This is a genomic window from Mesonia mobilis DSM 19841, assembly GCF_000423405.1.
Taxonomy (GTDB): Bacteria; Bacteroidota; Bacteroidia; order Flavobacteriales; family Flavobacteriaceae; genus Mesonia; species Mesonia mobilis.
This window is the reverse complement of record NZ_AUHX01000006.1, coordinates 42,683-62,834: the sequence shown is the minus strand read 5'-3', so window position 1 is coordinate 62,834 and position 20,152 is coordinate 42,683. Positions and strand designations below refer to the sequence as shown.

20 protein-coding genes are annotated in these 20,152 nt (G+C 36.3%); 17 read left to right on the top strand and 3 right to left on the bottom strand.

Annotated elements, in window-relative coordinates:
• Positions 1-7: 7 nt before the first annotated feature.
• Positions 8-724, bottom strand: a complete 717-nt coding sequence (locus G551_RS0106245; RefSeq protein WP_229797272.1) for a ThuA domain-containing protein — start codon at positions 722-724, stop codon at positions 8-10.
• Positions 725-730: 6 nt separating this feature from the next.
• A complete protein-coding gene (locus tag G551_RS0106240) occupies positions 731-1,630 on the bottom strand; it encodes an AraC family transcriptional regulator (RefSeq protein WP_027884746.1) in 900 nt (299 codons plus the stop codon).
• Positions 1,631-1,833: 203 nt separating this feature from the next.
• Between G551_RS0106240 and hemA the strand changes: the two genes are divergently transcribed.
• The 17 genes from hemA to G551_RS0106155 all read left to right on the top strand — a co-directional run bounded on the left by hemA (position 1,834) and on the right by G551_RS0106155 (position 16,442).
• Positions 1,834-3,090: a glutamyl-tRNA reductase gene (hemA, locus tag G551_RS0106235; protein ID WP_027884745.1), complete on the top strand. Its 1,257-nt coding sequence runs from the start codon at positions 1,834-1,836 to the stop codon at positions 3,088-3,090.
• Position 3,091: 1 nt separating this feature from the next.
• Positions 3,092-4,006, top strand: coding sequence for a hydroxymethylbilane synthase (gene hemC / locus G551_RS0106230; RefSeq protein ID WP_027884744.1), 915 nt, complete (start codon positions 3,092-3,094; stop codon positions 4,004-4,006).
• Positions 4,006-5,751: a TrkH family potassium uptake protein gene (locus tag G551_RS0106225; RefSeq protein ID WP_027884743.1), complete on the top strand. Its 1,746-nt coding sequence runs from the start codon at positions 4,006-4,008 to the stop codon at positions 5,749-5,751. The genes hemC and G551_RS0106225 overlap by 1 nt, the downstream gene beginning before the upstream one ends.
• Before the next feature lie 12 nt (positions 5,752-5,763).
• Positions 5,764-6,468 carry a potassium channel family protein gene (locus G551_RS0106220; protein ID WP_027884742.1) on the top strand — a complete coding sequence of 235 codons (705 nt, stop codon included), beginning with the start codon at positions 5,764-5,766 and terminating at the stop codon, positions 6,466-6,468.
• Positions 6,446-7,093 carry a uroporphyrinogen-III synthase gene (locus G551_RS0106215; protein WP_027884741.1) on the top strand — a complete coding sequence of 216 codons (648 nt, stop codon included), beginning with the start codon at positions 6,446-6,448 and terminating at the stop codon, positions 7,091-7,093. The genes G551_RS0106220 and G551_RS0106215 overlap by 23 nt, the downstream gene beginning before the upstream one ends.
• A gap of 166 nt (positions 7,094-7,259) precedes the next feature.
• Positions 7,260-7,811, top strand: a complete 552-nt coding sequence (locus tag G551_RS0106210; protein WP_027884740.1) for a transposase — start codon at positions 7,260-7,262, stop codon at positions 7,809-7,811.
• Positions 7,812-7,900: 89 nt separating this feature from the next.
• Positions 7,901-8,929, top strand: a complete 1,029-nt coding sequence (gene hemE, locus G551_RS0106205) for a uroporphyrinogen decarboxylase (RefSeq protein ID WP_027884739.1) — start codon at positions 7,901-7,903, stop codon at positions 8,927-8,929.
• Positions 8,930-9,421: a DUF6973 domain-containing protein gene (locus G551_RS0106200; RefSeq protein WP_027884738.1), complete on the top strand. Its 492-nt coding sequence runs from the start codon at positions 8,930-8,932 to the stop codon at positions 9,419-9,421.
• Position 9,422: 1 nt separating this feature from the next.
• Positions 9,423-10,325, top strand: coding sequence for an oxygen-dependent coproporphyrinogen oxidase (gene hemF, locus G551_RS0106195; RefSeq protein ID WP_027884737.1), 903 nt, complete (start codon positions 9,423-9,425; stop codon positions 10,323-10,325).
• A gap of 32 nt (positions 10,326-10,357) precedes the next feature.
• Positions 10,358-10,717, top strand: a complete 360-nt coding sequence (locus G551_RS0106190) for a four helix bundle protein (protein ID WP_027884736.1) — start codon at positions 10,358-10,360, stop codon at positions 10,715-10,717.
• Positions 10,718-10,777: 60 nt separating this feature from the next.
• Entirely contained in the window at positions 10,778-11,767 is a 990-nt protein-coding gene (hemB, locus tag G551_RS0106185) for a porphobilinogen synthase (RefSeq protein WP_027884735.1), read from the top strand.
• Positions 11,768-11,811: 44 nt separating this feature from the next.
• Positions 11,812-12,168: a hypothetical protein gene (locus tag G551_RS0106180; protein ID WP_027884734.1), complete on the top strand. Its 357-nt coding sequence runs from the start codon at positions 11,812-11,814 to the stop codon at positions 12,166-12,168.
• A gap of 108 nt (positions 12,169-12,276) precedes the next feature.
• Positions 12,277-12,726, top strand: coding sequence for a hypothetical protein (locus tag G551_RS0106175; RefSeq protein ID WP_156876763.1), 450 nt, complete (start codon positions 12,277-12,279; stop codon positions 12,724-12,726).
• A 126-nt stretch (positions 12,727-12,852) separates the two neighbouring features.
• On the top strand, positions 12,853-13,965 hold the full coding sequence (locus G551_RS0106170; protein WP_027884732.1) for a CNNM domain-containing protein: 1,113 nt from the start codon (positions 12,853-12,855) through the stop codon (positions 13,963-13,965).
• Positions 13,946-14,419, top strand: coding sequence for a methylated-DNA--[protein]-cysteine S-methyltransferase (locus G551_RS0106165; protein WP_027884731.1), 474 nt, complete (start codon positions 13,946-13,948; stop codon positions 14,417-14,419). The genes G551_RS0106170 and G551_RS0106165 overlap by 20 nt, the downstream gene beginning before the upstream one ends.
• A 50-nt stretch (positions 14,420-14,469) precedes the next feature.
• Positions 14,470-15,612 (top strand): serine hydrolase domain-containing protein, encoded by a 1,143-nt coding sequence (locus G551_RS0106160; protein ID WP_027884730.1) that lies wholly within the window; start codon positions 14,470-14,472, stop codon positions 15,610-15,612.
• A gap of 116 nt (positions 15,613-15,728) precedes the next feature.
• Positions 15,729-16,442 (top strand): 3'-5' exonuclease, encoded by a 714-nt coding sequence (locus G551_RS0106155; RefSeq protein WP_027884729.1) that lies wholly within the window; start codon positions 15,729-15,731, stop codon positions 16,440-16,442.
• Between the two features lie 55 nt (positions 16,443-16,497).
• Here the strand turns inward: G551_RS0106155 and G551_RS0106150 are convergent, their stop codons facing one another.
• Positions 16,498-19,881: a GEVED domain-containing protein gene (locus G551_RS0106150; protein WP_036243455.1), complete on the bottom strand. Its 3,384-nt coding sequence runs from the start codon at positions 19,879-19,881 to the stop codon at positions 16,498-16,500.
• Positions 19,882-20,152 lie beyond the last annotated feature (271 nt).

Sequence of the window (20,152 nt, the reverse complement as noted above, 5' to 3'; positions counted from 1 at the left end):
ATCAATTTTATTTATTTCTCGAAAGTCCCCATAAAACGCATTGTAAAAGATGGGTTTTAAAATGAGATTCTTGGTAAGCTTCTTGGGTATGACCGCCACCGGTATAAATGGCAACATTATTATTTTCTAATTCTTGATACCAAGCAACGGGATGATATTTTCCGTTCTCGCCACCTTCGTAAGTGGTTTCATCTAAATTTAGTAAAACTTCGATATCGGGATTTACAAACTTATAATTATACCACTCGTCGGTTCGTCTCCAAACTTCCGGAAGGTGTTCAACAGTTTTGTGAGAAGATTTTTTAAGTTGAATTTCTGCTTCGCAAACTTGCGGATGACTTACAAAATAAGCGCCAACTAATTGTCCATACCATTCCCAATCATATTCTGTGTCTGCTGCAGAATGAACTCCTAGAAAACTTCCGCCTTTAGCTATAAATTTTTCAAAAGCTTTTTCTTGTTTTCGGTTAAGAATATTTCCTGTGGTATTCAAAAAAACAACCAATTTAAAAGCCTTTAGTTCTTTCTTATTGAAAATTGAAGCATCTTCACTTGTGACCACTTCAAAATTATTGTCTTTTCCTAATTGCTGAAAAAACGCACGACCGGCCTCGATCGATTCGTGATGAAAGCCTTCGGTTTTATGAAAAACCAATATTGCATCTTGAGCTTGGCAAATCCCGAAAACAAAACAACTCACTATGAATAAGAAAAACCGCATCATCATGAATTAATTTGAAATGGGTAACGACAGAATATACTTTTTCGGTGTGGTGCCAAAGTTCTTTTTAAAAGCTGCGATAAAATGACTCGCCGTGCTATAACCTACTCGCAACCCGACTTCATTCACATTATGTTGTCCGGTTTCTAAGAGTTTTCTGGCATAGTCCATTTTATAATCGAAGAGAAAACCAAAAACCGTTTCACCATAAATTTCTTTAAAACCTTCTTTTAGCTTTTTTAAACTCAACCCAATTTCATCGGAAAGTTCTTGTAACGATGGCGGTTCTGCCATTCTATTGATCACAATTTCTTTGGCTTTTCTAATTTTTCGAACGTTTTCTTCATCTACCAAAAACGGGCATTGTTCGATATCGGCTTCTTCCGGTCGGTTAAAATATAAACCAATCAATTCGTAGGCTTTTCCCTTCAAATAAATTTTCTTGACCGAAGGATGCAAGTTAAAGTTTAAGATCTGACTTAAAACCACGGCCATCGACGGACTTATATTTTGTTCCTGATAATATTTTTTACCCATATTCTCTTCAGTTAAGAAATGAATATAATCTGCTTCTTCAGAAAATAAAGAGTGTAATTTTTGAATAGAAACTAATACGCAAACCAACCAAGATTTTGGAGAAACTTCAACGTGTAAAGGCAAGTCTTTAATAGGATTATAAAGCAACAAAGCTTTTTCGTCTCCCAAATTTAACGAGTAACTCCCTTCATTAAAGTTGAATTTTGCACTCCCTTTTAAACAAAAATGAAATTGAATAAAATCTCGATGGGTTTCTTCGGTTAAAATTTCAACCTCATCGGTATTATTCTGGTGCGTTAATATCTTAAAACTATCTTCTATCGATACTTTTTGAAAAGTACTTTCAGCGTTATTTTTTTGTATTGAACTCATTTCTTTTCTCTCTTTTTTTATTTAGAATCGTTCTAAAATAAAGCTTTTAGAACTTCTGCCACATCTACAAAAATAGGCTAAAACCAACAAAAATAGACATTTAAGCTAAAAAATAACTTTTATCGACAATAAAAGTACTTTTGCCGTTATTTTTAGAATTCCTTAACGATTAAATTTGCACCCGAATCACGGCTATTTTATTAATGCTAAACGGACATACACCTAAACATACTACTTTTTACGCAATTGGTTTAAGCTACCAAAAAGCAGATGCCGAAGTTAGAGGTCATTTTAGTTTAGATGAAGAGCAAAAACACGCGCTCATCCAAGACGCTAAAAAAGAAGGAATTTCTGGAATTTTAGTGACTTCAACCTGTAACCGAACCGAAATTTACGGTTTTGCACAGCATCCTTTTCAACTAATTAAACTGCTTTGCCAACATACACGCGGCACGGTAGAAGAATTTGAAAAAGTAGCTTACGTTTATAAATCGCAAGACGCTATTGCTCATATTTTTAAAGTGGGAACCGGTTTAGACAGTCAGATTTTAGGAGACTTCGAGATTATAAGTCAGTTAAAATACGCCTTTACGCTTTCTAAAAATTTGGGGATGACGACGCCACTTTTAGAACGTTTATTAAATTCTGTGATTCAGGCGAGCAAACGTATTAAAAACGAGACTGATATCTCTTCCGGAGCAACTTCTGTTTCATTTGCATCGGTTCAATATATTTTAAATGAAGTTGAAAAAGTTTCAGAAAAAAACATTTTACTCTTCGGAACCGGAAAAATAGGAAGAAACACTTGCGAAAACCTGATCAAGCATACGCAAAATGAGCACATCACGCTTATTAACCGTACGAAAGACAAAGCAGAAAAGGTTGCGGGAAAATTCAATTTAATTGTAAAAGATCACGCAGAGCTTCAAGCCGAAATTAGAAATACCGATATTCTAATCGTTGCAACAGGAGCGCAAAACCCAACCATCTCTAAAGAGCTTATTTATTGCAAAAAAGAGCTGTTGATCTTAGACCTTTCGATCCCAAAAAATGTGGCCGATGATGTTGCTGAATTAGAAAATGTGACGCTGGTACATTTAGACGATCTTTCTAGAATGACCGATGAAACTTTGGCAAACCGCAAGAAACACATTCCGCAGGCCGAAGAAATTATTGAAGAAGTAAAAGCAGATTTTAACGCTTGGTTAGAAACCCGAAAATTTGCACCTACCATAAAAGCGCTTAAACGTAAACTTGGTGAAATGAAAGATGCCGAGTTAGACTTTCAGCGTAAAAAAATAAATGATTTTAATAATGAACATGCAGAGATTGTAAGCAATCGCATTATTCAAAAAATCATGAATCAATTTGCGAGCCACTTAAAAAACGGTTCAAATTCTACCGATGAAAGCCTAGAACTTATTCAAAAGGTTTTTCAATTAGACGAAGTTTCCAAATAAGATGAGCAAAACCATACGCATAGGAACCCGCGATAGTGAATTGGCATTATGGCAAGCCAATACCGTGAAAAATAAATTAGAAGCTTTAGGTTACCAAACCAAGTTGCTTCCGGTAAAATCGACCGGCGATCTAAATTTAGATCAACCGCTTTACGAAATGGGCATTACCGGTATTTTCACGAAGACTTTAGATGTCGCAATGGTAAAAGACCAAATCGATATTGCCGTACATTCGATGAAAGATGTTCCCACCAAATTACCTAACGGAATTGTTCAAGGAGCCGTTTTACCAAGAGCGAATGTGAGCGATATTCTTATTCATAAAGGTTTAGATTTTCTTGCTGCGGAAGGAACCATTGCTACGGGAAGTTTACGTAGAAAAGCGCAATGGCTCAATCGTTACCCAACGCATCAAGTAGAGAATTTACGCGGAAATGTAAACACGCGTCTTCAAAAACTAGAAGATAACGATTGGAACGGAGCTATTTTTGCCGCTGCCGGTTTAGAAAGAATTAATCTAAAACCGGAAAATTTTATCGATCTCGATTGGATGATTCCTGCTCCGGCACAAGGCGCGATGCTTATTGTCGCCAAAGAAAATGATGATTTTTGTAAAGAAGCCGTTGCCCAATTAAACGATAAAAACACTGCTATTTGCGTTGAAATTGAACGCGAATTTCTTCGAGTATTAGAAGGTGGTTGTACTGCACCAATCGGAGCTTTAGCAACTATTACTAATGAAACGGTAGAATTTACCGGAGCATTATTCAGCTTAGACGGAAAAACAAAACTAGAAGAAAAAGCCTCGTTTTCCTTAAATAATTACAAAAATCAAGGCGAAAAAGCTGCAAAAGCTATACTTTCAAACGGCGGAAAAGAATTGATGGCCAACATCAAAGCTAAATTGAATGCTTAATGCAACAAAAGTTTACCCGATCTAATATTATTGTCTGGTTTCTAGACCTGTTTTTAATTGCTTTTTTGGTTTTTGATTTCGGGTTTCAGAATTTTAAAGATTTTAGAACGTATAAACTTATCGCACTTCCGGTACTATTGTTATCACTTATTGCATTTAATATTCATAAGTATAGAAGTTTTAACAGCACACTTAAAATAAAAAAAACAGCTCGGGTAAATTTAGTTTTACTTTCGCTGTTAATTGTTTTAGAGATCATTTCGATCATTACCAATTACCAAGGTTCATTTCTCGACACTTTTTTTAAAGAACGGTATATTATAGAATATGGTTTGCTGTTCTATTTTTTTACGCGCTTAACCTTCTTAATGCGTCGTATTTATAGCATTTATTTTAATCCGGCGATTTTATTTGTAGGTAGTTTTGCGCTTATTGCTTTAGCCGGTACTTTCTTGTTAATGCTTCCCGCAGCTACCACTCACGGAATCACTTTTATCGATGCTTTATTTACAGCCACGAGTGCAACTGCCGTAACCGGACTTATTGTTTTAGATACCGCTAAAGATTTTACTCCTTTTGGGCAAACCATCATTATGGTGCTTTTTCAAATTGGCGGTTTAGGGATGTTAACCTTTACTTCTTTCTTTGCTTATTTCTTTAAAAGCGGCGCTTCTTTTAAAGAGAGCTTATATATGAAAGATATTTTGGGGCAAGAAAACCTCAACAGTATTATGCGTGTAGCGATGAGTATTGTGGTGTTCTCGTTAGTTTTAGAAGCTGTTGGAGCTTTGTTTATTTACTCGTCACTTCAGGGGATTGATAGTTATAAAGATCGTGGCTTTTTTGCAGTATTTCACGCCATTTCTGCTTACTGTAATGCCGGGTTTTCAATTTCATCTACCGGACTTTATGATGAATCGCTTCGCTTTAATTATTATATGCAATGGGTGGTTATGATCCTGATTGTCATGGGTGGTTTAGGATATAATATTGCTTCCAATTTCATTCAATATGTAAAGCACTTTTTTTACAATTTATTCAATAAAAACAATAAGAAATTTATTTCTAGGGTAATTACACTCAATACCAAAATAGTGATTTACACGACCATTTTATTGATCGTAGTAGGAACGGGTTTCTTCCTTATTTCTGAACAAGAAACCTTTTTAAGTGAACATAAAACAGTATTTGGAAAGTTCACCACGGCAATGTTTTCATCGGTTACTTCAAGAACTGCTGGTTTCAACACCATCGATATGAGTAATTTTACGGTTCCCGGTATTTTATTTATGATTTTCTTGATGTGGATCGGGGCTTCACCGGCTTCAACCGGAGGTGGGATTAAAACTACCACTTTTGCAATTGCCACATTAAATATTTTCTCAATAGCAAGAGACAAATCAAATATTGAAATTGGTACAAGAAGGGTTGCCAAAGAATCGGTTTTAAGAGCCTTTGCAATTATTTCGATCTCATTGGCTTCAATAGGTTTAGGTATTTTATTATTGCTTATTTTTAATCCGCAGTTTACACTTTTAGAAATTGCTTTTGAAGTGTTTTCTGCCTTTAGCACGGTAGGTTTATCCTTAGGAATTACGCCCGAACTTAGCGAACCGGGAAAATATGTGGTTATTTTCTTGATGTTTTTCGGAAGAATTGGTTTAATCAACCTTATGATCGGTATTTTGAAGAATGTAAACACCACAGAATATACCTATCCTAAAGAAAATATTTTAATTAACTAAAAGTTAGCAGCTATGAAAATTGTAGTTATTGGTCTGGGAAATTTTGGGATGGCGCTCGCCATTCACTTGGCAGACTCTGGAAATGAAGTGATTGCTGCAGATCGAGATATCGAGAAAATAGAACTCATTAAAGATAAAGTTTCTCACGCCGTAGCTTTAGACGCCACTAACGAAAACGCTTACCATTCGTTACCATTAAAAAGTACCGATTTAGCGATTGTAGCTATTGGCGAAAAAGATGGCGCAGCGATGATGAGTACCGCGATTATTAAAAAAATCACCAATGCGCGAGTTGTAGCAAGGTCTTCTTCTCCCATTCAAGATACAATTTTAGAAGCGATGGGCGTAGATAATATCATTCATCCTGAACAGGAATTTGCCGAGCGACTTACTAAAAAAATCAACCTAAAAGGAAGTATTGATAATTTTGAAATTGATGATGATTATTTAGTTTCAGAAGTGACGGTTTGTGATGATGTGGTGGGCAAAGACCTCATCGAATCTAATTTTAGAAGCAAGTACAACCTTAACATCATCACTATTTTAAGGCAAAAAGAATACACCAATATTATTGGTCGAAAATCAAGTAAAAAAGAAGTGATAGGAATGCCACAACCAGAAACTGTTTTTCAAAAAAATGATGTGCTGGTTGTCTTCGGAAAGAATAGCGATATCGAAAAATATTTAGAAAAAGATGCCAAGCGTTCTAACCACTAAAAAACTGACGAAAAGTCAAGAATCATTACTGTTTAATGCGGGTATTGCTTGGGTAAATTATAGCGCAATTCAAATTGAATTCCATAAAAAAATTCAACTACCTGAGCTTATTGAAAATGCTATTATTACTAGTAAAAATGCTTGGTTTGCCATAAATAAAAATACTAAAATTGAAAATGCTTTTGTCGTAGGAAGCAAAACCGAACAACTATTAAAAGAAGTAAATATAGCGATTATTGAAAAAGCCGATAACGCCAAAGATTTAGCAAATCGAATTATAGAAAATCACTCAGAAAAATCGTTTACCTTTCTCTGCGGAAATAAAAGAAGAGATGAGTTGCCAAAATTACTTCAGCAAAATCAAATAGAATTGAAGGAGGTTGAAGTTTATAAAACAAAATTGAACCCAAAAAAATTCGATCAAGAATTCGATGGCATTTTGTTTTTTAGTCCGAGCGCGGTACAAAGTTTTTTTCAACTTAACAAAAGTAAAAATGAAATTGCTTTTTGCATTGGCAATACCACTGCAAACGAAGCAAAAAAATATACCTCAGCAATAAAAATAGCCAACCAACCCACGGTTGAAAATGTAATTGTTCAGGTAGTAAAAGAGTTAAGAAAATGAGTTTCCTGCAAGGTTTTTAAAATCTTGTAGGTATGAGGAATAAGTGAAATTAAAAAAATTCAAGAAAGAGCATAATAACTATTTTTTAAAAAAATATCTAAAAATCAATACAAGTTCGCAATGACCTTGTAGGATCAAAAACTGTAGGTACAATAAGTAAGCAAAGATGAAATTAGAAGCCTTAGAACAAGAAAAATACTATCACATTTATAACCGTGGAATAAATGGGAATACTATTTTCTTTTCTAACGACAATAAATCCTATTTTCTATCAAAACTTAAAATATACCTCGAAAATAAAGTTGAAATACTAGCTTACTGTTTATTGAGCAATCATTTTCATCTTATTGTAAAAATAATTACAAAACCTTCAATTGCCACACAGTCTTTTTCCAACTTATTTAATGCATATGCTAAGGCCATCAATAAACAACAAAAAAGAACAGGAAGCTTATTTGAAAAACATTTTAAAAGAATAGAACTGAAAAACGAAAAATATCTTCAGAACCTTATTTTATATATTCACTTAAACCCAATGAAGCATTTTAATATTGATTTTGAAAGTTATAAATATTCCTCATATCCTTCAATTTTATCTGATAAGCCAACCACATTAAAAAGAAATGATGTGCTACAATTATTTGATGGAAAAGAAAATTTTAAATATGTTCATCAACAGAAAAATTTAGAAATAGAGGAAAAGTTTAAATTAGAATAATCTAAGAAAAACCTATACCTACAAGGTCTTCGAGACCTTGCAGGATAAACAATCTTCCCCTCTTTCTAGAGGGGATAAAACGAGAAAAGATGATTAAAAACGATTTATTTTTAAAAGCTTTAAAAGGAGAAACGGTCGAGCGTCCTCCGGTTTGGATGATGCGCCAGGCAGGTCGTTATTTACCAGATTTTATGAAGCTGAAAGAAAAATACGATTTCTTCACGCGTTGTAGAACTCCGGAACTTGCTACCGAAATTACCGTGATGCCTATTCATCAAGTAGGTACCGATGCCGCAATTTTATTCAGTGATATTTTGGTGGTTCCGCAAGCGATGGGCATCGAAATAGAAATGAAGCCCGGCGTTGGTCCTTGGCTTCCTAATCCGGTAAGAACTCCGGTTCAGGTAAACGACATCGTAATTCCTGATGTGTATGAAGAATTGGGTTACGTTTACGAAGCGATTAAAATGACAAAGCAAGAATTGAACGACGAAGTTCCGCTAATTGGTTTTGCCGGCTCACCGTGGACGATCCTTTGTTATTTGGTACAAGGGCAAGGTTCTAAAAACTTCGATAAAGCCAAAGAATTTTGCTTTAAGCGACCCATGGCAGCGCACATTTTATTGCAAAAAATTACCGATACCACCATTGCCTATCTAAAAGGAAAAGTGGAAGCCGGTGTCGATGCACTACAAATTTTTGATTCTTGGGGCGGGATGCTTTCTCCAACCGATTATCAAGAGTTTTCTTGGAAATACATTCAACAGATCATCGACGCGCTAAAAGATGAAGTTCCTGTGATCGCTTTTGGTAAAGGTTGCTGGTTCGCTCTAAAAGAAATGAGTCAATCTGGAGCTTCGGCACTTGGAGTAGATTGGACGTGTTCTGCTAGAAACGCTCGTTATTTAAGCGGTGGGCAAATTACTTTACAAGGTAACTTCGATCCTTCTCGTTTATTTTCACCACCAAGAGAAATTAAATCAATGGTACACCAAATGATCGATGAGTTTGGTAAAGACCGCTACATTGTAAATCTTGGTCACGGTATTTTACCAAATATTCCGGTTGAAAATGCGAAAGCTTTTGTAGAAGCCGTAAAAGAATATCAACCACGATAAATGGCAATCTGGGCCAAAATAAAACAGCTTAATTTAAAGCAAACTTTCATTTTAGGCAAAACCTTTTTATTTAGGCCCGGGTTACTTTTTCCTACATATCGAGCGACTCGACAAACGGTACAGATTTGCAATCGCTTATTTGGCAAAGCGCATCACAAAAACAATAAAACCAATGCTTTTCGGCACGCGTTATGGAATTTTCTTATTGCTGAAAAATCATTTCCGCAGTTAAATGAAAAAACAAAAGCCATCGCTTGGGCTAAAGAAATTACCGATTTACACGAGAAACTTTCTCCCAATCCTGAATTGCCACGAACGATGGATTTGCATAATAATGAAGTAGGAAGAAGCCTATTTCAGCAAGAAATCACTTCCAAAAAAATTATTGAAAAGCTTCAAGAAATGATGAAAGAAGCTCAATTTGTCAATCAAGTTGCAGAAATACCCAATTATCCCGAAAGATTAGTTTATATCGAATCTTTAAAGAATTAAAATGAAAGAACAATTTTATCAATATATAGAAACGCTTCAAGACACGATTACTCAGAAACTCGAAGAAATTGACGGTAAAGCCAAGTTTCACGAAGACCTTTGGAAGCGTGAAGAAGGCGGCGGCGGAAGAACACGCGTGATCGAAAACGGAAATGTGTTTGAAAAAGGTGGCGTTAATATTTCTGCAGTTCACGGCCCGTTGGCGCCGGCAATGCAGAAGTATTTTAACGTGGGCGATGTCAACTTTTTTGCGTGCGGTTTGAGTTTAGTGATTCATCCTAAAAGCCCGATGGTTCCTACGGTTCACGCTAATTGGCGTTATTTTGAAATGTACGACCAAGAAGGCAACACTATCGACCAATGGTTTGGCGGCGGGCAAGATCTTACGCCTTATTATTTGTTTGAAGAAGACGCTAAACATTTTCATCAGGTTTCTAAAAATGCTTGCGACAAACACGATAAAAGTTTCTATGCAGAATATAAAAAGAAATGTGACGAATATTTTTGGAATGCTCATCGTCACGAAGCACGAGGAATTGGTGGTTTGTTCTTTGATCACTTAAAAGATTCAGCAGAAAAAAGCATCGAAGACTGGTATAATTTTGTCACCGAAGTTGGGAATAGTTTTTTAGAAGCTTACATCCCAATTGTTGAAAAACGAAAAGATCTAAGTTATGATCAAACACATCGCGATTGGCAAGAAGTGCGCAGAGGTCGCTATGTTGAATTCAATTTAGTTCACGATAAAGGAACTTTATTCGGACTAAAAACCAACGGAAGAATAGAAAGTATCCTGATGAGTTTACCGCCGCACGTACAATGGGTGTACAATCAAACACCGGAAGAAGGAAGCGAAGAAGCAAAATTGCTAGCGGTATTGAAGGAGCCGAAAAGTTGGGTTTAATAGTTTTAAGTTATCAGTAAACAGTTCACAGTATGATAGATTACAAAAAATATAAAGTTTGGCAGAAATCTCATGCTCTTGTTTTAAATATATACAACTTAACAAATTCCTTTCCGGATTTAGAAAAATTCAATCTAGTTACCCAAATAAATAGAGCCGCAACTTCGATTCCTACTAATATTGCAGAAGGCTGCGGGAGAGAAACTCAAAAAGAGTTATCACGTTTTTTGTATATATCATCTGGCTCTGCACACGAATTAGAATATTTAATTATACTTTCAAGAGACTTAAATTACTTACAGAGTAATTCAGCTGAAGCTATATTATCTGACATTATAGAAATAAAGAAAATGTTAGCTTCATTAATTCGAAAAATAAAATCAACGCTTTAAATAATTTGGCAAAAACTGTCAACTTAAAACTGTCAACAGTTAACTAAAAAATAAAAAAATATGTTCCCATTACAACGAAATAGAAGATTACGCACCAACGAAGCATTACGAAGTTTAGTAAGAGAAACTATCGTAACGCCAAACGATTTTCAGGCGCCATTGTTTATCGTAGAAGGTGAAAACAAAAAAGAAGAAATTGCCTCGATGCCAGGCTATTTTCGATATAGCTTAGATTTACTAAAAGCTGAAGTTAAAGAATTGTGGAGCTTGGGTATAAAATCGGTTTTGCTTTTTGTAAAGGTGGAAGAAAACCTAAAAGATAATAAAGGTTCTGAAGCGGTAAATGCTGAAGGATTAATGCAACGCGCCATTAAAACTGTAAAAGATACCGTACCGGAAATGATCGTGATGACCGATGTGGCGTTAGATCCCTATTCAATTTATGGTCACGACGGCATCATCGAAAACGGAAAAGTCTTGAACGATGAATCTGTAGAAGCTTTGGCTAAAATGGCACTTTCTCACGCTCAAGCCGGAGCCGATTTTGTAGCACCAAGCGATATGATGGATGGCAGAATTTTAGCTATGCGCCAACTTTTAGAAAGTGAAGGTTTTATAAACACCGGGATTATGAGTTATAGCGCCAAATATGCTTCTGCATTTTACGGTCCGTTTCGAGATGCCTTAGATTCTGCTCCGGTCGATGCGCAAGACATCCCGAAAGATAAAAAAACTTACCAGATGGATCCTGCCAACCGTGAAGAAGCCATTAAAGAAACCTTGATGGATATTGAAGAAGGCGCCGATATTGTGATGGTAAAACCGGGATTATGCTATTTAGATATTGTTAGAGATATTAAAAACGCAGTCGATGTTCCTGTGGCAGTTTATCAGGTAAGCGGTGAATATGCGATGATTAAAGCAGCAGCAGAAAAAGGTTGGCTAGATCACGATGCGGTTGTGCTAGAGCAACTTACTGCCATTAAACGTGCCGGAGCTGACTTTGTGTCGACTTATTTTGCTAAATATGCTGCCAAATTACTTTCATAATCAAAATGGCATAAGATTAGATTTAGCATTCTAAAAATTATTAGTTGAAAAATTCAATTAAATATTGGCTTTTATATTCGATGAGTTTCTTGTGGTGGTTCAGCAGTTTTGCGACCACTCCAGAATACTCATCGGTTAGTTTTACCGATACCAATAAAGATAATTACGAATTTTCTGCACAACACTTTCAGCAAACTTTATTCTTAGAAGATGTTAGCGTAAGTTTTTCTACTGGGGAAGAAATTCCGCAGCTAGATTTCGATTCCTTTTTATCAAATAATTATAATTTTCAATGCTTAAAAAATTACCGTTGTTTACCAACAAAATATCTCTCTTCTAAAGCTGTCGATCGTAAACAAAAGATCCTTCAGCAGCTTTTCCCCTTCCATTTTTTCTTTTAAAGAAAGTTTATTTCATTTTAAAACACCTTTAGCCTGTTAGCGCTAACACCTTTTATTATTTAATAATCAAGCTCAATGTTTTTAAAAAAACTGAGCAAAACTTATATTATGGATACAGCATCTGTATTAATTGGGGTTTTCTTTCTGTTACTTTTTATCTTTCCCCTAGCTTGGATTACGTATAAACAATTCAGCTTTCAAAAAAAATACAGTCATAAGATCAAGAATTTTGGTCGTGAACATCAAATAAATTTTGATGAGTTAGAAGTTAATCATTGGTCTTTTTTAGGAATAGATCAAAATCAAAAAATATTAGCTTTTGGAGCAACAAACACTCCTGAAAACATACAGAGTTTATCGATCCCTGACATTCAACATTCAAAAATAATACTGGACGATGAACATATTTCTAAAACAAAAGATATTACCATTAAACTTTCTGGAAATTTCGGAGTCAAAGAGATATCATTTTATAAAGATGAAGCCGATATAACAGCAGACGCTGCAGTGCATCTATATACTGCAAAAAAATGGTTGAGCTATATACAAAAAGCTTAACTTGAATAGTCTCCCCGATTACCCCACGCGGGGAGTGCTATTTGCTTTCCTCTAAATTTTAGTTTCTTTTTAAGAGAAGGGTTTTCAATTAATCTTTAACTTGTTCAACTAATCTAAACAAGCCAAATGACCCTTTTAATTGTTTACGCCTTACTTTCAATTGGTATTTCATTTATGTGTTCGGTACTCGAAGCAGCATTATTAAGTGTTACTCCTACCTACATAAAAATTAAAACCAAAGAAGGAAAATCGTATGCAAAAACACTTACCAAGTTCAAACAAGATATTGATAAACCTTTAATTGCTATTTTAAGTTTAAATACCATTGCTCATACGGTTGGTGCCATTTTAGTAGGGGTTCAAGCAGAAAAAACATTTGGTAACGGTAATAATGCCGTAGGTATTGTCTCTACAATTATGACGATATTGATCTTGGTTTTATCTGAAATTATTCCGAAAACGATCGGCGCCAAGTACTGGAAGAATTTAGGGAATTTCACCGCCAAAATCTTAACCTTTATTCTTATTCCTCTGCGTTATACCGGTATTTTATGGGTGTTAATGTTATTTACTAAACTTATTGGCGGTTCTGCGCACGCTAACCAGATGAGTAAAGAAGAATTTGTAGCGCTAACTGAGGCTGCAGAAAAAGAGGGTGTTTTCGAAGAAAATGAATCTAAATTCATTAAAAACCTAATGTTTTATAAATCGATCTTAGCAAAGGATGTGATGACGCCATTTTCGGTTGCAGTAACTGCTGAAGAAAACATTTCAATTCAGCAATTTTACGATCAACATAAAAATTTAAAATTCTCCCGAATTCCTATCTACAAAGACCGACCTAATAATATTACCGGTTTTATTTTAAAAGACGATTTTCTAGAAGAAATTATAAACGATAATGGAGGCCAACCGCTTTCAAGCTTAAAAAGAGAATTACTTATTACAGAAGCTCAAACCTCTATTCAGCATTTATTTAATATTCTTATCGAGAAAAGAGCTCATATCGCTGTGGTAACCGATGAGTTTGGGAACACCGTTGGCGTGATTACGATGGAAGATTTAATTGAAACTTTACTCGGACTTGAAATTATGGACGAAAGCGATAGCATTGCCGACATGCAACATTTAGCCCGAAAAAACTGGGAACGAAGAGCCAAGCGCCTCGGAATAATTTCTCATCCGGAAGAAAGTGAAGAAAAGCCATCTACAAATTCAGATGAAAAAAGCACGAGTTAAAACGCCATTAGGAGTTGCGTTAATTGAAGGCGACACGAACGGGATCTCAAAAATTTCTGTGGAAGAAGATGCTGAAGTTTTTTCTACCGAAATCCCTTCAGCATTAAAAGAAGCTACCCTTCAATTACAGGAATATTTCGAAGGAAAACGAAAAGAATTCAGCTTTAAATTAAACCCAAAAGGAACAGATTTTCAACAAAAAGTTTGGCAAGCCTTATTAAAAATACCTTTTGGTAAAACCACTTCTTACCTAGAACTTTCTAAACAATTAGGAGATGTAAAAGCCATTCGGGCAGTTGCCGCAGCTAATGGTAAAAATCCGTTATGGGTCGTGGTTCCCTGTCACCGAGTAATTGGCAGCGATGGTTCGCTCACAGGTTACGCCGGCGGACTATGGCGTAAAAAGTGGTTACTTGAACACGAAAACCCATCACCACAACAATCACTTTTTTAGAAACCTCTTTCGTGTGAAATGTTTAATTTTAAAACACCTAAAACTTTTTCATGAAGCTTCTTAAAAAAATTCTCCTCACCTTTCTTGGCTTGATCATTCTTAGTGTCGGATTGTTATACCTTTTCAATAAAGATTATTTACTCAAAGGCATTCGCATTACCTATTTAAAAGGCCACAAAACCGCTTATATCGACGACTATCCAAACTTTGATAATAGAACCATTGAAGCAGGAAAACCGCAAGCTTGGCCAGAACATTCAGCCTATAATTCTGTTCAAGCTACACAAAAACTACAACAAACCAACGAAGACTTGGGCACGGTGGCTTTTTTAATCATTAAAAACGATAGTATTTGGCATGAAAATTATGCTGAAGGTTATTCGGCAACATCCAAAACCAATTCCTTTTCGATGGCGAAAAGTGTCACTTCGGCCTTACTTGGCAAAGCCATTCGAGACGGATATATCAAAAATTTAGAGCAACCGGTGGCAGATTTTTTTCCACAGTTTGATAAAAGATTAACCGTTGGCGATCTTTCTTCAATGGCTAGCGGACTCAATTGGCAGGAAGATTATTACAATCCGTTCGGGATGACCGCACAAAGTTATCTTGATGAAAATATTCGTAAAATCATTCGTGATTTAAAAGTCGTCGAGCAACCCGGAGAAAAATTTAAATACCTCAGCGGAAACACCGAATTACTTGGGATGGTGATCGAAAAAGCAACTCAAAAATCACTTTCTAATTATTTATCAGAAAGTTTTTGGCAACCGCTCGGTATGCACGAAGATGCCCTTTGGCAACTCGATAGCGAAGAAAACGGAATGGAAAAAGCCTTTTGCTGTCTCGCTAGCAACGCAAGAGATTTCGCTAAATTTGGGCAGCTTTACGCTCATCAAGGTAATTTTAGAGGCAAGCAATTGTTAGATTCCAGCTTTGTAAAAAAGTCTATCGAGCCTCGTTTTGCCGAAACCCCATTTTACGGTTACGGTTTTTGGCTCAGCAACTTCATGAATAAAAAAATTGTGGTGATGCGAGGTATTTTGGGGCAATACGTGATCAGTATTCCCAGAGACAAGGTAATTATTGTTCGTTTAGGTCACCAACGCGGCGAAAGATTGGCAGATAAAAAGTTTACTAAAGATTTTTATACTTATATTCGAGAGAGTTGTAAAATGATGAATTTAAATTAGGGCGTTCCCCTATCGGGTCGGGCTGTTCGTTATATCTTTTTTGTTGTCATGCTGAGCTTGTCGAAGCACAACAAAAAAGGATGCCACTGCCATCCCTAACGCAAAAAAACTGTGTGATGCTAAAAAAACTAAAATTAGAAAACATTCTTTTTCTAGATATCGAGACCGTACCGGAGTTTGAATCGTTTCAAGAATTAAGCGAAGAGAAAAAATTACTTTGGGAAGATAAATCTAAATACCAACGAAAAGAAGATTTTACGGCTGCAGAGTTTTACGATCGTGCTGGTATTTGGGCAGAATTTGGTAAGATCGTGTGCATTTCGGTAGGCTATTTCACCTTTAAAAATGATGAGAGAACCTTTAGAACAACATCTTTTCAAGGCAATGAATCAACCTTATTAACCGAATTTAAAAAACTCCTAAACGAATATTTTAATAAACCTAAACATTTACTTTGCGCACATAACGGTAAAGAATTTGACTTTCCTTTTATTGCTCGCCGAATGCTCATTCACGGTATAGAATTACCTAGCAAACTAAATCTTTTCGGCAAAAAACCTTGGGAAGTTCCACATCTAGACACCTTAGAATTATGGAAGTTTGGTGATTATAAAAACTTTACTTCTTTAAAACTTCTCACTCATATTTTAGGCATTCCTTCACCAAAAGAAGATATCGACGGCTCGCAGGTTCGTGATGTTTTTTATCACGACAATAATCTTAACCGAATCATCTCTTATTGCGAAAGAGATGTAGTTGCCATTGCTCAAATAATTTTAAAATTTAGACAAGAAAAATTATTAACCGAAAATGAGATTGTTTCGGTTTAAAAAAAGAAGCCCGAGATCTCTCCCGGACTTCAACCCCAATGAAAAAAAATAATGCTTACTGCTTAATAAACTTCTTCACGATCTCTTTTTGACCGTCATTTAGTTTTAGCAAGTAAACACCGCTTGATAAGCCATTCACTTGAATTGTACTACTCGATAAATTTCCTTGTAGTACTTTTTTACCCATCATATCAAATATTTGATAGGCCGTTTCTCTTGCATCGTTCATACGCACATTTAAAATATTCCCAGAAACCGGATTTGGGTATAATTTTGCTTCAAAAGAAGCGATTGTTTCATTACCTAATTCTTGTCCTTCTTGAGTTGTTGTTGCTATTGCATTAACAGACTGACCAATATTTACAGTATAATCTTCCACTTCACCATAAGAAAAACTTTCGCAGGCTGTTTGTGCAGCATTATATTTCATCGAAACTCGCATTCTTGTAGTTCCTGCAAGTGCTGAAGTTGGTACCGTAAAAGTTCCACTTAAAGTGGCGCTACTGCTGCTCGAGCCACTCACCATTAATTCTGATGATTCAAACATTCCATTTTTGTTATAGTCTATCCAGATTTTCCAATATTCAGTATAACTAGAACCCGAAAAACCTGCACTAATATTTACGGTGTTCGACCCATAAGGTAAACTTGTAACTTGGTTCGTATAATCTGCATAACCACCATCGTCTCCGGTAGCATTGCTCATTCCGTTTAAGGCTACAAGATCTATCCACTCATAAGAAGAGTTATTTCCTTGGCTCGCGCAATAATTTACTGCCGGAGCTCCAGAAGTAGTCACGCTTACCGTATTTGATGCTGCTGAAATATTTCCTTCAGCATCTTTAGCTTCTACATAAAAACTGTAAGATGTGTTAGCGGTTAAACCGGTGATTTGAGTGGTAGTTCCGGTAACAGAACCTAATAAACTAGAACCTTGATAAACATCGTAACCGGTTACTCCTACATTATCTGTAGAAGCACTCCAAGAAAGATCTACCGTTGTTTCGGTTACATTATTTGCTGAAAGATTTGTCGGAGCACTTGGCGCTTCAGTATCTGCAGTACCGCCCGAGATCGTCACCGTATAATCTTCTACTTCACCATAAGAAAAGCTTTCGCAAGCTGTCGGTATACCGTTATATTTCATCGAAACTCGCATTCTCGTCGCCCCTTCTAAAGCAGAACTCGGTACGGTAAAACTACCGCTTACCGGAGAATTTTGAGTTGCTGAACGTGTAAATACCTGCTCTCCCGTATCATTAAAATCGCCATCTTGGTTGTAATCGATCCAAACAGAATAAGCTTCATTATACTGTGTTCCCGTCCAAGTTGGCGTAATACTTATCGTTGAAGAAACATTCTTGCTCAAACTAGTACTTAAATTGGTAAAGTCTGAATATCCATTTCCGGCGCCAGAACTATTGTCAATACTTCCTAACTGAACTCGGCTAATATATTCGTCATTTACACTATTACCTTGTGATCCACAATAATTAAGTTGAATTTCGCTTGTGGTAAATGTTTCTGTTGAAGAATAATTTGAAGTACTTCCATCATTACACACGCTTCTAACTTGAACTTCATAACTTGTTTCTGAAGTTAAACCGGTAAGCGTCGCCGAAGTTCCTGAAGCACTTTGCACAGTCCACGAAGAAGTTCCGCTTTCTCGGTAACGTAACTCGTAGGTAGCTCCGGTTACAGCATCATAACTCACAATTGCTGAAGTCGACCCTACGCCAGAAACACTAACATTCGCAGGTGTAGTAGCTTCACAAACCACCGCTTCTTCAGTGATCCCTGTTAAAATTAAACTGTAATTTTGACTTCCAGAACTTAAAGAACCTTTATGAGAAATTGTAATCGTATAACTTCCTGATGCATTAGCAACATTCACTCTTTCATAAGGATCTACTGAATTATCACCGGTTCCGTTAGAAGTAATTGAAGTTAATCGGTAAGGGTAAAATGTGCTTCCGCTTTGTGTAACTCGAATATCCAAATCGTTTACTAATCTTGCTGTTGAAGAATTAGTTTGTGTGGTTGCCGTACCAGGAAGGTCTGTCCAAGAAATGGAAGCGATCAAATCGTTTACTCCATCGGCATTTACCGTTATTTCGTAAGTCTGACCGCTGTTAAGGGTTAACTCTTCAATTTTTGCTGAAGTCCCTTCCGCAGAAATCGTTTCTGCCGCGCGTTTTGCATTTAAAAGTCCCCAACCATAAACAGCATCTGGTCCAGTAGGCCCTGCATCGTCTGCCGTATGTAAGGCTAAACCTTTTAAAGTTGCCGCGCGCATAAAACTTCCGTTTAAATTATTGTAATGCTGTTGAAGCAGTAATAAAGTTCCTGTCACGTTAGGAGAAGCCATTGATGTTCCTGTAATCGTACCGTAAGCAGAATCACTAGAATCGTAGGTAGAAGTGACCGATGTCCCGTTACCGGTAATGTCTGGTTTTATTCTCAGATCGTCGGTTGGCCCTTCACTACTTGAACTGTTTATACTTACGCTTACTAAGTTTCCGTTCGAATCGATATTTGCATCTTGTGCATTGGCAACCACCAAATTATTTTTAGAAGTCGAATGCCCGGTAAGTTTATCGTAGGAAGAATTTCCGTTTAAAGGAGAACCGTTATAACTATTATTATTTCCGTCATTTCCTGCAGCAACAACCATTAAATAAAATGGAGCATCGTACATTAATTCGTCCCAATCTCTAGATTCTTGAATGTAAGCTCCAAAATAATAATCGGGAACCATATCAGAACGATAACCGTAACTATGATTAGAAAGTAACATTCCATTTGCTGCTGCCGATGTAGCTTCAGCAATATCGTTATTCCACATATAACCGCGAACTCTAGATTGCGGTGCCATTCCTTTTGCATTGGCTTGCACACCAGATGCGGCAATAGTTCCCGTAACGTGCGCTGCGTGGTAATTAAGTTGAGTACCACCTTCTGAGGCTGCATCTTCTACAGAAACTCGATTGCTACCTCCTGCTCCATCATATTCTTGATGAGAAACACGAGCGTGACCACCGTCCCAAACATAAGCCGTCATATTTTGACCGTCTATATTTAAACCTAGACCTCCGCCAGAATTTAAATAATCGGCACGTGTAGATTTTGCTGCGTTTACATTAAAGGTTCGGTAATAAATGGGACTGCCATCATCTGCGATGTACTGCAGTTCTGCAACACCACCATCGGCTAACACCACTCTTTTCTGCAAACCACGTTGAGTCGCTAAATTGTTGATTTCTTGTTTTTGATGTTGATTTTTGGTAACCAATCGTTTTTGAAGTGCATCTAACTCCTGTTGATTGTACCGACTTGTAATTTCTTGTTTCTGCGCTTCGGTTTGCGAAAAAGCAACACCAGCCGTTAGCAAAAAAGAACATAGCAATATTCTCTTTTTGCTGAAATAGTTGTGAACCATTGCAAAAAATTTAAAGATTAAAATTGTTTGTTTTGAAGACTCTAAATAAGTCAATAAGAAAGATTACGATCTATGTTTAGCTAAGCTTGCCAATAAAATCGATGTCTAAATGTAGTAAAGTTGAAAAACGAGAGCGTGGATAAGAAATAATTACAAGAATGGGTTAAGCTCGTTTTACAGGAATAAAAATAGTAATTGAAGGTATTCTGAAAAAAGTTGGCTAATTTTAGCCTTACTAGCTTTGGCGGTTGTTTTACATTACGCTCTTCAT

Excerpts from the sequence above, each read along its gene's own strand:
- G551_RS0106200 (WP_027884738.1), top strand. The coding sequence starts at position 8,930 with ATGGCAATCTGGGCCAAAATAAAACAGCTTAATTTAAAGCAAACTTTC.
- G551_RS0106170 (WP_027884732.1), top strand. The coding sequence starts at position 12,853 with ATGACCCTTTTAATTGTTTACGCCTTACTTTCAATTGGTATTTCATTT.
- G551_RS0106220 (WP_027884742.1), top strand. The coding sequence starts at position 5,764 with ATGAAAATTGTAGTTATTGGTCTGGGAAATTTTGGGATGGCGCTCGCC.
- hemB (WP_027884735.1), top strand. The coding sequence starts at position 10,778 with ATGTTCCCATTACAACGAAATAGAAGATTACGCACCAACGAAGCATTA.
- G551_RS0106150 (WP_036243455.1), bottom strand. The coding sequence starts at position 19,881 with ATGGTTCACAACTATTTCAGCAAAAAGAGAATATTGCTATGTTCTTTT.
- hemF (WP_027884737.1), top strand. The coding sequence starts at position 9,423 with ATGAAAGAACAATTTTATCAATATATAGAAACGCTTCAAGACACGATT.
- hemC (WP_027884744.1), top strand. The coding sequence starts at position 3,092 with ATGAGCAAAACCATACGCATAGGAACCCGCGATAGTGAATTGGCATTA.
- G551_RS0106215 (WP_027884741.1), top strand. The coding sequence starts at position 6,446 with ATGCCAAGCGTTCTAACCACTAAAAAACTGACGAAAAGTCAAGAATCA.
- G551_RS0106210 (WP_027884740.1), top strand. The coding sequence starts at position 7,260 with ATGAAATTAGAAGCCTTAGAACAAGAAAAATACTATCACATTTATAAC.
- G551_RS0106175 (WP_156876763.1), top strand. The coding sequence starts at position 12,277 with ATGGATACAGCATCTGTATTAATTGGGGTTTTCTTTCTGTTACTTTTT.
- G551_RS0106160 (WP_027884730.1), top strand. The coding sequence starts at position 14,470 with ATGAAGCTTCTTAAAAAAATTCTCCTCACCTTTCTTGGCTTGATCATT.
- hemA (WP_027884745.1), top strand. The coding sequence starts at position 1,834 with ATGCTAAACGGACATACACCTAAACATACTACTTTTTACGCAATTGGT.
- G551_RS0106245 (WP_229797272.1), bottom strand. The coding sequence starts at position 724 with ATGATGCGGTTTTTCTTATTCATAGTGAGTTGTTTTGTTTTCGGGATT.
- G551_RS0106155 (WP_027884729.1), top strand. The coding sequence starts at position 15,729 with ATGCTAAAAAAACTAAAATTAGAAAACATTCTTTTTCTAGATATCGAG.
- G551_RS0106240 (WP_027884746.1), bottom strand. The coding sequence starts at position 1,630 with ATGAGTTCAATACAAAAAAATAACGCTGAAAGTACTTTTCAAAAAGTA.
- G551_RS0106165 (WP_027884731.1), top strand. The coding sequence starts at position 13,946 with ATGAAAAAAGCACGAGTTAAAACGCCATTAGGAGTTGCGTTAATTGAA.
- hemE (WP_027884739.1), top strand. The coding sequence starts at position 7,901 with ATGATTAAAAACGATTTATTTTTAAAAGCTTTAAAAGGAGAAACGGTC.
- G551_RS0106190 (WP_027884736.1), top strand. The coding sequence starts at position 10,358 with ATGATAGATTACAAAAAATATAAAGTTTGGCAGAAATCTCATGCTCTT.
- G551_RS0106225 (WP_027884743.1), top strand. The coding sequence starts at position 4,006 with ATGCAACAAAAGTTTACCCGATCTAATATTATTGTCTGGTTTCTAGAC.